Below are 12822 nucleotides of genomic sequence, written 5' to 3' on the forward strand. Positions count from 1 at the left end.
CGGATGTCGGGGGGGGGGGCGTAGTCGGACGCGGGGGGGTACTCGGGCGCCGCGGTGTAGTCCGGCGCGGGGGGGTAGTCGGCGGCGGGCGTGTAGCGCTGGGTGGTGCCGTAGTCGGCGGGAGGGGGGTACTCGTTGCCGTAGTCGGGGGGGTAGCCCTGCGACGAGCCGTAGGCGGGGGTGGGCTCGTACTCGGGGTTGGTGCGGTAGTCCGGGGGGGCCGAGTAGTCGAGAGGCGGGGTCGTGTAGTCGCCGTGGGGCTCGCGGGGCCTGCCGTAGCCGTCGGGCTCGCCCTGGTCGGCGGCGGCGCCGTACGTCCGGGAGGTGCTGTAGCCGCCGTACTCCGCGGCGGGGACGTGCTCGGGGGCGTACCCGCCCGCGGCGGCGGAGCCGTACTGCGCCGGGACGGCGTGCTCGCCGGAGGCCGCGCGGCGGCGGGGGGCCTCGGGGGCGGGCAGGGTGAAGCCGTCGGGCGGGGTGAAGTCGGGGTGCGCCACCTGCTCGGCGGGGACGCCGCGCTCGGCGGGGACACCGTGCTCGGCGGCGGCCGGCTCGGACGGCCACGGCGCGGCGGGACGCTCGCGGGGCCGGTCGTCCGGCGGGTACGCGGCCTCACGCGGGTACGCCGGGGGCGGCGGCACGGCCTGCGCCCCGGTGCTCGGCATGGGCGGCTGGTGGGCGGGGGTGCCGTGGGACGCGACGAGACGGTCGGGGGCGGGGGCGGCGCCGCGGGCCACCAGCACGTCCTTCGGGCCGAGGCCGGCGCCCCTGGCCTGCTCCTGCGGCGGGCGCGCGTACTGCCCGGTGCCGGGGTACTCGGGGTAGTCCGCGTACTCGGCGGAGCCCTCGGGCTCGGCGTCCTCGCCCGCGTACTCCTCGCCGTCGCCGGCGTAGTCCTCCTGTGGATAATCGTCCTCGGCGTACTGTCCGCCCGCCTGGCTGTAGCCGTCGTCCAGGGTGTCGAGCAGCCGGCCGACGTCCTCCATGGGCATGCGGAAACTGGCGGTGCACATCTCGCCTCGCCAGAGGCTGAGTACCAGCGTCCCTTCATGCCAGGTCACCCGGAGCACCCGCTCCTGACCTCGGGCGTCGAAGAACACCTCACCAAAGGATGGCAGTGGGACAACTTCCGACATGGCAGACATCGTGCTTTAACCAGCCTTTATTCGTCCACTAGACCTCAGGAAACCCTACCGAACCGTTCGCATCACCGACATGGCTCACCAGTGTGGCCCTTCTCGCACCTCGCCCCCCGGATCAGGGCACGCGAAACGGTAGATCGTCTTTGACCCCCAGGACCCGGCCACGCCAGTGTGCCATGCCGATCGCCGCGCGGGTTCCGGAATGCCGAGATGGACCCGTATCGCCCGGGCGATCCGTCGTCCACAACCCGGCACGGCGACCCTCCCTGGACGGGTAGCGTTTCATGCCGTGCTCGACGACTTCCACAGCGCTTCAGGCGACGCCGCCGACGACCTCGACAGCCTCGACGACCTCGATCTCGACGACGAGGAGGAGGGGGCCCTCCCGCCGGTCGAACGGCTGCTGAGCGCGGCCGTCACCGCCCTCGGCGGCGCCGAGCGGCCCGGCCAGGTCAAGATGGCGCAGGCCGTGCGGCACGCCATCGAGCACGACGAGCACCTCGCCGTGCAGGCCGGCACCGGCACCGGCAAGTCGCTCGCGTACCTCGTGCCGGCGCTCCGGCACGCCATCGAGTCGGACGGCGCGGTCGTGGTCTCCACCGCCACCATCGCGCTGCAGCGGCAGCTCGTGGACCGCGACCTGCCCCGCCTGGCGCAGGCGCTGGCCGACCATCTACCCCACGAGCCACAGTTCGCCATCCTCAAGGGAAGGCGGAACTATCTCTGCCGCCACAAAGCCGTCGCCGGGTGGGCCGACGACGAGGAGGAAGGCCTGTTCGACCCCCGCGACATCAGCGCCACCGGCCGCATGGTGCAGCGCATCCAGGAGTGGGCCGAGGAGACCGAGACCGGCGACCGGGACGAACTGGTGCCCGGGGTGAACGAGCAGGCGTGGCGGCAGTTCTCCGTCAGCGCCCGCGAGTGCCTCGGCGCGCAGCGCTGCCCGAGCGGCGCGGAGTGCTTCGCCGAGCGGGCCAGGGAGCGGGCCGGGCAGGTCGACGTCGTCGTCACCAACCACGCGCTGCTCGCCATCGACGCGATGGAGGACTTCGCGGTACTGCCCGACCACGACGTGGTCGTGGTGGACGAGGCGCACGAGCTGGCCGACCGGGTCACCGCCGTGGTCACCGACGAGCTGTCCGAGGTCTCCGTCGCGACCGCCGTGCGCCGGGTGGGGCGGCTCATCGAGCAGGCGGTGGCCGACCGGCTGCAGGAAGCCGGGGAGGACCTCAAGGCCCTGCTGGCGGTGGCGCCGCCCGGGCGCCTCGACACGCTGCCCGAGGTGCTCGGAGTCACCCTCGCGGTGATCCGCGACGCCGCCTTCGCCTGCGTCACCGCCCTCGGCCCGCGCGGCGCCGACCGCGACGACCCCGAGCGGGCCGGCCTGCGCAAGGCCGCCTTCACCGCGCTGGACGAGGTCCACGACACCGCCGCCCGCATCCTGGAGGCCTTCGGCGGCGACTCCGAGGTGGACCGCGCCGAGGTCGTCTGGCTGGACGCCGCCACCGACCGCCGCCCCGCCGTCCTGCGCGTCGCGCCGCTCGCCGTGGGCGGCATGCTGCGCGAGAAGCTCTTCGGTGACCGCACGGTCATCCTCACCAGCGCGACCCTGGCCCTCGGCGGCACCTTCGACGACATGGCCCGCCAGTGGGGCCTCGGCCCCGCCAACCCCGACGGCCCCCGCACCGAGGACACCAAGGAGACCGAGGACGCCAAGAAGGACGCGCCACAGTCCAGGGGCTGGACCGGCCTGGACGTCGGGTCACCCTTCGACCACCCGCGCAGCGGCATCCTCTACATCGCCCGGCACCTCCCCCAGCCCGGCCGCGACGGGCTCCCGCAGGCGTACCTCGACGAGATCGCCGAGCTGATCGAAGCCGCCGGCGGCCGCACCCTGGGCCTGTTCTCCTCCATGCGCGCCGCCAAGGCCGCCACCGAGGCCCTCCGCGACCGCATCGGCGTCCCCCTGCTCTGCCAGGGCGACGACTCCACCTCACTGCTGGTCCAGCGCTTCGCCGACGACCCCGCCACCTGCCTCTTCGGCACCCTGTCCCTCTGGCAGGGCGTGGACGTCCCCGGCCCCTCCCTGAGCCTGGTCATCATCGACCGCATCCCCTTCCCCCGCCCCGACGACCCCCTGACCTCGGCCCGCCAGCGCCACATAGCCGCCAAAGGCGGCAACGGCTTCATGACCGTAGCCGCCACCCACGCCGCCCTGCTCCTGGCCCAAGGCGCCGGCCGCCTCCTCCGCTCCCAATCAGACAAGGGAGTAGTAGCCGTCCTCGACCCCCGCCTGGCAACCGCCCGCTACAGCACCTTCCTCAGAGCCACCCTCCCCCCCTTCTGGACCACCGACAACCCCCAAAAAGTCCGCGCCGCCCTCCGCCGCCTCACCACAACCTGACCCACCGGCCCCCCTTCCCTGTGGCGTAAACCGATCATGCGCTCGGCACACCGGCGGACGGGACTGCGATGACCGTGCGCCACCCGGACACACCGACGTCACGACCGAACAGAGACGACACCACCGGCCACGACGGCACCACGGGACACGACGGCACCACGGGACACGACGGCACCACGGGACACGACGGCACCATCGGACACGACCCGCACGACCGGACACGACCCGCACGACCGGACACGACGGCACCACCGGACACGACGGCACCAACACGAAGTAGTGCTCCCCGCGCACGCGGGGAGCACGACGGACACGACCGCACCACCGGACACGCCGACGACCGGACACGGCCGCACCACCGGACACGACCGCACGGCCGCATCATCGGACACGGCCGCATCATCGGACACGGCCGCATCATCGGACACGGCCGCATCACCGGACACGGCCGCATCACCGGACACGGCCGCATCACCGGACACGGCCGCATCACCGGACACGGCCGCATCACCGGACACGGCCCCGCACCACCGGACACGGCCCCGCACCACCGGACACGGCCGCACCACCGGACACGGGTGCACCACACGGGCACGGCCGCACCACCGGACACGAGCCGCACCACCGGACACGAGCCGCCGGGGCGGTCAGGAGGTCAGGTCGGCGATGGCTCGTAGGGCCAGTTCGTAGGAGCGCAGGCCGAAGCCGGCGATGGTGCCGGTGGCTACCGCGGCGACCACCGAGGTGTGGCGGAACTCCTCACGGGCGGCCGGGTTGGAGATGTGGACCTCGACGAGCGGTGCCGTTCGCTGGGCGATCGCGTCACGCAGGGCGTAGGAGTAGTGGGTGAAGGCCGCGGGGTTCAGCACCACGGGGACGCGGCCGTCGGCGGCCTCGTGGAGCCATGACACCAGCTCGGCCTCGTCGTCGGTCTGCCGGAAATCGACCTCCAGGCCTACCTCGGCGCCGGCTTTCCGGCACAGCCCGGCCAGATCGTCCAGCGTCTCGGCGCCGTAGACATCCGGCTCCCGCGTCCCCAGTCGGGAGAGATTCGGGCCGTTCAACACCAGTACCGGCCTCATGTCACCCATCTCCTCCATGCTCACGACGACACCAGACCGTCAGCGGGCGATCTTGCGGTAGGTCTCCTCCAGGAGATCCTCGGGCGGGTCCTCCAGGCGGGTGACCTTGGCGACGTCGTCGAGGATGACGAAGCGGCGGCGGGTGCCGCGGTTCTTCTTGTCCACCCGCATGTGGTCGCGGAGCTCGGGCCAGGCCTCGTGGCGGTAGGCCGTGGGGAGGCCCACGGCGGTGAGGATGTCCCGGGTGCGCTGGACCAGGGACAGGGGGGCGTGGCCGGAGAGGTGGGAGAGTTCGGCGGCGTAGACCATGCCGATGGCCACGGCCTCGCCGTGGCGCATGTGGTACTCCTCCACGCGTTCTATGGCGTGGGCGAGGGTGTGGCCGTAGTTCAGCATCTCGCGGACGCCGGACTCGCGCAGGTCGGCGCCGACGACGTCGGCCTTGACCTGGATCTTGCGTTCGATCAGCGCGCGGGTGTGGCGGCCCTCGGGGAGGCGGGCGCCTTCGGGGTCGTCCTCGATCAGGAGCAGGATGGTGGGGTCGGCGATGAAGCCACCCTTGATGATCTCGGCCAGGCCGGCGACGTAGTCCTCGCGGGGCACCGAGACCAGGGTGGCGAGGTCGCACAGCACGCCGGACGGCGGGTGGAAGGAGCCGACGAGGTTCTTGCCCTCGGGCGTGTTGATGCCGGTCTTGCCGCCCACGGCGGCGTCCACCATGCCGAGCAGCGTGGTGGGCATCTGGACGACCTTCACGCCGCGCAGCCAGGTGGCCCCGACGAAACCGGCGAGATCGGTGGTCGCCCCGCCGCCGACGCCCACCACGGCGTCGGACCGGGTGATGCCGTACCGGCCGAAGGCCGACCACAGCTCCGCGGCCACGTCGACGGACTTGGCCCGCTCGCCGTCCGGCACCGGCAGCCCCACGACGGCGTACCCCGCCGACTCCAGCGCACCGCAGACCGGGCGGGAGATCTCCGGCAGGCTGGCCGGGTGGACCACCGCCACCGTGCGGACCTCGTCCCCGAGCAACCCGGGCAGCTCGGCGAGCACCCCGGTGCCGACGACCACGTCGTACGGCCGCTCACCCTTGACCGTGATGCGTGTGCTGGTCACGCCCGCGCCTCCTGTCCGCTCATGACGGGAGCTCCTTGACGATCTCGTCGGCGACGTCGGCCGGGTCGCGGTCGTCGGTGGCCACGGTGAGCGAGGCCAGCGACTCGTAGACGGGACGCCGCTCCTCCATCAGTTGCTTGAGGCGGCTGCGCGGGTTGAGGACCAGCAGCGGACGCGCCGAGCCGAGGCCGACGCGCTTCACCGCGTCGGAGAGGCCCACCTGGAGGTACACGACGAAGTGCCCGGACAGCAGCTCGCGGGTCGCGGGATCGAGCACGGCGCCGCCGCCCAGGGACAACACGCCGTCGTGCCCGGCCAGCGCGCCGCGCACGGCGGCCGCCTCCAGCTCGCGGAAACGCTCCTCGCCGTCGTCGACGAAGATGTCGGAGACCGGCTTGCCCGCCACGGCCTCGACGTCGGTGTCGGTGTCGCGGAAACCCACGCCGAGGCGGTCGGCCAGCAGACGGCCGACCGTGGACTTCCCCGACCCGGGCGGGCCGATCAGCACAGCTCTGGGAGTCGTCACTTGATCACCATTGAGGAGAGGTATCCGGACAGGTTGCGGGCGACCTCCTCCACGGAGTCGCCGCCGAGCTTCTCGACGGCGGCGTCCGCGAGCACCAGCGCGACCATCGCCTCGGCCACGATGCCGGCGGCGGGCACCGCGCACACGTCGGACCGCTGGTTGATCGCCTTGGCGGCCTCCCCGGTGATGACGTCCACCGTGGAGAGCGCCCGGGGCACCGTGGAGATCGGCTTCATGGCGGCGCGCACCCGCAGCGGCTCGCCGTTGGTCATGCCGCCCTCGACGCCGCCCGCGCGGTTGGTGACCCGGCGCACGCCCGCATCGGTGTTCTCGATCTCGTCGTGTGCCCGCGACCCGCGGCGGCGGGCGGTCTCGAAGCCGTCGCCGACCGCGACGCCCTTGATCGCCTGGATGCCCATCAGGGCCGCGGCCAGGCGGGAGTCGAGCCGCCGGTCCCAGTGCACGTAGCTGCCGAGGCCGGGCGGCAGGCCGTACGCCAGGACCTCGACGACGCCGCCGAGCGTGTCGCCCTCGCGCCGCGCGGTGTCGATCTCGTCGACCATGGCGGCGCCCGCGCCGGCGTCCACGCAGCGCACCGGGCTCTCGTCGATCGCGGCGAGGTCGCCGGGGCCGGGGACCACGCCGTCCGGGGCCTCGGCGGTGCCGATGGAGACGACGTGGCTGACGATGTCGACACCGAGCGCCTGCTTGAGGAAGTTGCGGGCGACCTGCCCGAGTGCCACCCGGGCGGCGGTCTCGCGGGCGCTGGCGCGGTCAAGCACCGGGCGGGCGTCGTCGAAGCCGTACTTCTGCATGCCGGACAGGTCGGCGTGGCCGGGGCGGGGGCGCGACAGCGGGGCGTTGCGCGCCTGGGCGGCCAGGACGTCGGGATCGACGGGGTCGGCGGCCATCACGGTCTCCCATTTGGGCCACTCGGAGTTGCCCACCCGGATCGCCACCGGGCTGCCGAGCGTGTGGCCGTGGCGGACGCCGCCGACGATGGTCACGACGTCCTGCTCGAACTTCATGCGCGCGCCGCGGCCGTAACCCAGGCGGCGGCGGGCGAGGGCGTGCTCGATGTCGGCCGTGGTCACCGCGACTCCGGCGGGCAACCCTTCAAGGATCGCGACGAGCTCCGGGCCGTGGGACTCGCCTGCGGTCAACCAGCGCAACATGGTGACAAGTCTTCCACGTACCGCCCACTGCCATCGCCGCCCCCCGGGGGCCTTGTGGACAACTCCGGGGCTAGTACAGGGCGGCGAGCGCGCCCGCGGCGATGAAGGGACCGAGGGGGAACTGGGTCTTCAGCGTGCCCCTGCCGGTGAGCAGCAGCAGGACGGCGTACAGCGCGCCGAGCACCAGCCCGCCCATCGCGGCCGCCACCCAACGGTCCATGCCGAGCGAGCCGGCGAGCATGCCCACCAGGCCGGCGAGCTTGGCGTCACCGAGGCCGAGCGCGTGCGGCCAGCCGTACCACAACACGGCATACGCGCCCCCGAGGGCCAGGCCGCCGAGCAGGGCGTAGCCGAGGTGGCCGGTGGGGATGAGGAGCACGGCGAGGATGGGGTAAGAGGGCAGGGTGATCACGTCGGGCAGCCGGCGGGTGCGCCAGTCGATCACCGAGAGCAGGGATCCGGCGACGGCCCCGTACCCCCAGGACCACAGGCACGGCGTGCCCTGGAGCCGCCAGGCGACCACCGCGCAGGCCACCACCGTCCCGAGCTCCACCCATGGGGGCCATCTCCAGGAGGGCCACCGGCCGGGGGCCTGGGTGAGGACCTCGCGGGCTTCCGCCCACCGCGATCCCCGTTCCGCGGCCTGCGGTGGGACGTCCGGGATCCGCTCCGGGGCGAAGCCGTCCGCCAGCACCCGGACGAACGTCCCGGCGAGCAGGCCGGCGAATCCCGCCGCGAACACTATGTCCCACACGCCCGCGACCCTAGTGGAGGTTCAGCCTCTCGGGCGGCGCAGACGCTGAAGAAGGTTTCGCTTCACCGGGCGGGCGACGGTCACGTCGGCGTGCCGCTTCAGGGACTGGACGAGGCCGTCCAGCGTCTCCAGAGGCTTCCCGGTGGCGGCCAGCGCGTGGAGCAGCGGACCTTCCAGGACGAACGGGACCGGTCCCGCGACGTCGACGACGACCGCGGCGGCGTTCTCGCCCAGGGCGGCCCGGCAGACCTGGGGGGTGAGGACCTGGATGGGGCGGGCGTCGGGCCGCCAGCGCGTCAGCGCGTCGGCGCCGGTGAACGCGGGCACGGCCTTCCTGCCGTCCGCCCCCACCAGCACAGGGAGCGCCATCTCGCTCTCCTTCTCCCGCCTGAGCCCGTCCGCCCCCGTCTCCGCCTCGGTCAGGAGCGCCACCACCGGCACCAGCAGCCGTACGTCCGCCAGCACCGCCGCGACGCCCGCAGCATCCGCCTTCCCCGCGGCATACGCCGCCAGCACGTCCGCCACCGCCGCGTCGGCGGCGCCGTCGTCGTCCGGGACCAAGGGCTGCGGAATACTCGGCACGACCAGCGAGCCTACCCGCCGTCAGCCGAGGTCGGCGATGGCGGCCACGGGGCCGCCGCCGGAGGGGCCCTGGTGGACGGCGGCCACGGAGACGAAGACGGCCGGGTCGCCGGTGACGCTGGCCGCCACGCCGCCCACGGTGGCTTTGATCTGGCGGTGCCAGTGGACGTCGGAGTCGTCGAGCATGATGTTGCGGCGGCCTCTCACGCGGCCGGAGGGGTCGGCTTCGCATTTCATGAAGACGTTGACCAGGCGGTCGCCGAGGTCGCTGGGGTGGGGCCGGTCGGGGAGGTCGATGCCGCTGGAGCGGATGGCCTGCCAGATGCCGTCGGCGTCCAGGGCGTCGTTCATGACGCTGTGGCCGATGCGGTAGCGGCCGCCGATGCCGCGGACGTTGCCGACGACGACGATCTGGGCGCGGTCCAGTTCCACGCCGGAGGAGCAGGAGGCGACGCTGGAGTACAGGGACAGGTCGCGGTGGATCTGCTCGGCGGTCGGCGGCTCGATCTCTCCCAGGGCGACGGCGATGCCGAGCGCGGTGGTGGAGTTGGAGATGTCCATGGACGGGCCGGTGTCCTCGGTGATCACGTCGTGGCCGCGGGACTTGGCGTCGGTGATGGTGGACAGGGTGAGCAGCGGCGTCTTGGTCTGCACGTAGTGGACGTCGGCGGGGTCGTCGATGCCGGCGGCCTTCATGGCCTCGCGCACCCCGGCGGCGACCTTCTCCACCATGGCGGGACGGCCGATGTCCTCGGGGAGGATCACGTCGCTCATGGCCACACCCACCGAGACCCGCGGCTCGTCGCTCGCGGGGGCCGACGCGGGGTCGACGGTGGCGAAGATCGTGGCGTGCGGGCTGAGCACCCCGTCCGTGCCGCCGGACCACACGAGCGGCACCTGGGCGACCTCCTCGGGCGTGCGGGTGCCCTTGGCGACGAGCACCTCGCGGAAGGCGCGGTCGGCGAGGATGCGGGTGTAGTCGTTCACCCCGCCGTTGCCCTCGGTCTTGCCGATCACGGCGAGCACCCGGTCGGCCTCGATCACCCCTTCGTCGATCAGCCTCGACAACCCGGAGGCGTCGGTGACGCTCTCGATGGCGACCTTGCGCACCTCGATCGGATCCGGCATGTGTCCTCTACCTCTCATCCTTCGACGACGGTGCCGACACCGCCGGTCAGCGCCTCGCCGATGTTCTCCAGCGAGGTGATCACGGCCCGGCCCCCGGTGCCGGCGAACCGCAGCGCGGCCTCCACCTTGGGGCCCATGCTGCCACTGCCGAAGTGACCGGCATCGAGCAGCGTTCGCATGTCCGCCACCGAGATCCGCCCGATGGGCCGCGCGTCCGGGGTGCCGAAGCCAGCGACGGCGGCGGGCACGTCGGTGGCGAGGACCAGCACGGTGGCCCGTACGGCGGGCGCGAGCACGGCGGCGGTGGCGTCCTTGTCCACGACGGCCTCCACCCCGGTGAGCGCGCCGGACGGCAGCCGCACCACGGGCACTCCTCCGCCTCCGGCGACCACGACCGTGTACCCGGCCTCCATGAGCGTGAGCGCGGCGGGCGCGTCGAGGATCTCCAGCGGCGCCGGCGAGGCCACGACGCGGCGCCAGCCCTTGCCGGGGAACTCGCGCCAGGTCTCGCCGAGCTCCTCGAACCTGCGGGCCTCCTCGGCGCCGAAGTAGCTGCCGATCGGTTTGACGGGGTCCAGGAACGCCGGGTCCTCGGCGTCCACGAGGGTGCGGGTGACCACCACGACGGAGCGGTGGCCGAGGGAGTTGAGCACCAGCACGCCGATGGTGGCCTGGGTCTGCGCGCCGCACCAGTCCAGCGGGACGGGCGGCACGACGGAGGCGGCGATCTGGTTCTTCAGCAGCAGGTTGCCCACCTGGGGGCCGTTGCCGTGCGTCAGGACGACCTCGTGGCCGGCGTCGATCAGCGCGGACACGTGTTTCATGGCCCGCTCGACCGCCAGCCGCTGGTGCACGGGGGACGCGCTCCCGTCCGGCGCGGTCATCGCGTTCCCGCCGAGAGCTATCAGTACGCGTTCACCCACAGCCTGAAGCTAGCCGTCCTGGCGGCCCCCCTCATTGGCCATCATCGCCCAGGAAAGCGGCCTTCTTCGGCTTATTTCGCCAATGCCGGAATCACACCACCGCCCGGAAGCCCCACAGGATCTGCGCGATCTCGTCCACCTCGGTGAACTCCCCCGCCACCACCGCTCCGACCAGCTCGCACACCGAGTCGTCGTCGGCGTCCAGCTCGACCCCGTTGTAGGACAGGAAGACCACCGTGCACACCCACGCGACCCGCGCGGTACCGGTGACGAACGGACGATGGGTGGCCAGGGAGTGCAGCAGCGCGGCGGCCTTGATCAGGATGTGGCAGTACGCCTCGTGGCCGAACATGGACGCCTGCGGCCGGTGCACCGCCGAGTCCAGCAGCCCGGGGTCGCGCAGCACCGGCAGCTCCCCGAGCGCCAGCGCGGCCAGGTCGGCGATCTGCCGGCCGGTGAGGTACCGCGTGGTCATCCGCCGAGGTCCGCCGGGCCGTCCATGCGGTCCAGCGCGGACCGCCAGTGGCCGACGGCCGCCGCGCCGAGGCGGCGCACCTCCTCGTCGGCGTCGTGGCGGACGATGTACTCGTCCACGGCGTCCTGCACGACCTGCTGAACGCTGCGCCCTTCCTTCTCCGCACGCCGGCGCAGGGCCTCCAGGCGATCGTCGCTGAGGCGGAGCGTCATTGCCATACCTCCACGGTGCGCATCCGTTATCAGGGCTTTTGGACACGTTGAGTGTAGGACTCTTTACACGAAGTGTCAGGCGATTCCCTGCAGACGGCGCAGCCTGGACACGGCCTCGTCGATGATCTCGTCCCGCTTGCAGAACGCGAACCTGACGAAATGCCGCCCGAGCTCAGGACGGTCGTAGAACACCTGGGTGGGGATGGCGACCACGCCCGCCAGCTCGGGCAGCCGCCGGCACAGCTCCAGCCCGTCGCCGAAGCCGAGCGGCCTGATGTCGGCCTGCACGAAGTAGGTGCCCGCCGGGCGGTACACCTCGAACCCGGCGGCGCGCAGGCCGTCGGAGAGCCGGTCGCGCTTGGCGGCCAGATCGTCGCGCAGCCCGGCGACCCACGGGAGCTCCTCGCGCAGCGCGTACGCCACGGCGAGCTGCCAGGGCCCGCCGGCGGTGAAGGTGAGGAACTGCTTGACGGTCTGCACGGCGCGCACCAGCGGGGCGGGCGCGCAGACCCACCCGGTCTTCCAGCCGGTGACCGAGAACGTCTTGCCCGCCGAGGAGATCATGACGGTGCGCTCGCGCATGCCGGGCAGCGTGGCCATGGGGACGTGCTCGACGCCGTCGTAGGTGAGGTGCTCGTACACCTCGTCGGTGATCGCGACGAGGTCACGCTCCTGGCACAGCTCCGCGATGGCCGTGAGCTCCTCGCGGGTGAACACGGTGCCGGTGGGGTTGTGCGGGGAGTTGACGAGGATCGCCCTGGTGCGCGGGCCGGCGGCGGCCCGCAGCTCCCGCGGGTCGAAGGCGAACCTGCCGTCCACCGGGCGCAGCGGCACCGGGCGGCGCACCGCCCCGGCGAGGGCGATGGAGGCGGCGTAGGAGTCGTAGTACGGCTCGAAGACGATGACCTCGTCGCCCGGCTCGCACAGCGCCAGGATCGCCGCGGCGAGCGCCTCGGTGGCGCCGACGGTGACGAGCACCTCGCCGTCGGGGTCGTAGGCCAGGCCGTAGTGCGCCTTGCGGTGGTCGGCGACGGCCTGGCGCAGCTCGGGCAGGCCGGGGCCCGGCGGGTACTGGTTGGCGCCGCCGAGCACGGCCCGCGCGGCCCGCTCCAGCATGGCCGTGGGGCCGTCGGTGTCGGGGAACCCCTGGCCGAGGTTGATCGAGCCGGTCCGCACGGCGAGGGCGGTCATCTCGGCGAAGACGGTGGTGCCGAAGGCACGCATACGGCTGACCAGAGGTTCGTCCACGCGGGCCAGCCTAGCGGCCGGCGCCGCGTTACCCTCGACGGGTGATTGTCGGGTT

The 12822-nt window shown here is 72.8% G+C and carries 12 protein-coding genes and 1 pseudogene; 1 reads left to right on the forward strand and 12 read right to left on the reverse strand.

What is annotated here, in order from left to right; all coding sequences use genetic code 11:
• Positions 1-1061 (reverse strand): annotated as a pseudogene (locus ABGB17_RS36460) (hypothetical protein); the annotation flags it as partial.
• 481 nt (positions 1062-1542) lie between these two features.
• Here ABGB17_RS36460 and ABGB17_RS36465 point away from each other — a divergent pair.
• The gene (locus tag ABGB17_RS36465) at positions 1543-3546 is read left to right on the forward strand and encodes an ATP-dependent DNA helicase (protein WP_347638553.1); all 2004 of its coding nucleotides are present in this window, start codon (positions 1543-1545) and stop codon (positions 3544-3546) included.
• A 647-nt stretch (positions 3547-4193) separates the two neighbouring features.
• Here the strand turns inward: ABGB17_RS36465 and aroQ are convergent.
• From aroQ to ABGB17_RS36520, 11 genes are all read right to left on the reverse strand, one after another.
• Complete coding sequence (gene aroQ / locus ABGB17_RS36470; protein ID WP_347638496.1) at positions 4194-4628, reverse strand: type II 3-dehydroquinate dehydratase; 435 nt, start codon at positions 4626-4628, stop codon at positions 4194-4196.
• A 39-nt stretch (positions 4629-4667) separates the two neighbouring features.
• Positions 4668-5744 carry a 3-dehydroquinate synthase gene (gene aroB, locus ABGB17_RS36475; RefSeq protein WP_347638498.1) on the reverse strand — a complete coding sequence of 359 codons (1077 nt, stop codon included), beginning with the start codon at positions 5742-5744 and terminating at the stop codon, positions 4668-4670.
• Positions 5745-5763: 19 nt separating this feature from the next.
• Positions 5764-6270, reverse strand: a complete 507-nt coding sequence (locus tag ABGB17_RS36480; RefSeq protein WP_347638500.1) for a shikimate kinase — start codon at positions 6268-6270, stop codon at positions 5764-5766.
• A complete protein-coding gene (gene aroC, locus ABGB17_RS36485; protein WP_347638502.1) occupies positions 6267-7445 on the reverse strand; it encodes a chorismate synthase in 1179 nt (392 codons plus the stop codon). Before aroC ends, ABGB17_RS36480 begins: the two co-directional genes overlap by 4 nt.
• 70 nt (positions 7446-7515) lie before the next feature.
• A complete protein-coding gene (locus ABGB17_RS36490; RefSeq protein WP_347638504.1) occupies positions 7516-8199 on the reverse strand; it encodes an A24 family peptidase in 684 nt (227 codons plus the stop codon).
• Between the two features lie 21 nt (positions 8200-8220).
• Complete coding sequence (locus ABGB17_RS36495; protein WP_347638506.1) at positions 8221-8781, reverse strand: SseB family protein; 561 nt, start codon at positions 8779-8781, stop codon at positions 8221-8223.
• A 21-nt stretch (positions 8782-8802) separates the two neighbouring features.
• The gene (locus ABGB17_RS36500) at positions 8803-9909 is read right to left on the reverse strand and encodes a ring-opening amidohydrolase (RefSeq protein ID WP_347638508.1); all 1107 of its coding nucleotides are present in this window, start codon (positions 9907-9909) and stop codon (positions 8803-8805) included.
• A gap of 14 nt (positions 9910-9923) precedes the next feature.
• Complete coding sequence (locus ABGB17_RS36505; protein ID WP_347638510.1) at positions 9924-10832, reverse strand: carbamate kinase; 909 nt, start codon at positions 10830-10832, stop codon at positions 9924-9926.
• Between the two features lie 91 nt (positions 10833-10923).
• Positions 10924-11307 (reverse strand): Fic family protein, encoded by a 384-nt coding sequence (locus tag ABGB17_RS36510; protein WP_347638512.1) that lies wholly within the window; start codon positions 11305-11307, stop codon positions 10924-10926.
• Complete coding sequence (locus ABGB17_RS36515) at positions 11304-11525, reverse strand: ribbon-helix-helix protein, CopG family (RefSeq protein WP_347638514.1); 222 nt, start codon at positions 11523-11525, stop codon at positions 11304-11306. Before ABGB17_RS36515 ends, ABGB17_RS36510 begins: the two co-directional genes overlap by 4 nt.
• A 69-nt stretch (positions 11526-11594) precedes the next feature.
• Positions 11595-12767 carry a pyridoxal phosphate-dependent aminotransferase gene (locus ABGB17_RS36520; RefSeq protein ID WP_347638516.1) on the reverse strand — a complete coding sequence of 391 codons (1173 nt, stop codon included), beginning with the start codon at positions 12765-12767 and terminating at the stop codon, positions 11595-11597.
• Positions 12768-12822 lie beyond the last annotated feature (55 nt).

Origin of the sequence: Sphaerisporangium sp. B11E5 (assembly GCF_039871875.1) — a bacterium.
Taxonomy (GTDB): Bacteria; Actinomycetota; Actinomycetes; order Streptosporangiales; family Streptosporangiaceae; genus Sphaerisporangium.

What these genes read in the sequence shown, in the direction of transcription:
- ABGB17_RS36515 (WP_347638514.1), bottom strand. Translation starts at nt 11,525, where the DNA reads ATGGCAATGACGCTCCGCCTCAGCGACGATCGCCTGGAGGCCCTGCGC.
- aroC (WP_347638502.1), bottom strand. Translation starts at nt 7,445, where the DNA reads ATGTTGCGCTGGTTGACCGCAGGCGAGTCCCACGGCCCGGAGCTCGTC.
- ABGB17_RS36500 (WP_347638508.1), bottom strand. Translation starts at nt 9,909, where the DNA reads ATGCCGGATCCGATCGAGGTGCGCAAGGTCGCCATCGAGAGCGTCACC.
- ABGB17_RS36510 (WP_347638512.1), bottom strand. Translation starts at nt 11,307, where the DNA reads ATGACCACGCGGTACCTCACCGGCCGGCAGATCGCCGACCTGGCCGCG.
- aroQ (WP_347638496.1), bottom strand. Translation starts at nt 4,628, where the DNA reads ATGAGGCCGGTACTGGTGTTGAACGGCCCGAATCTCTCCCGACTGGGG.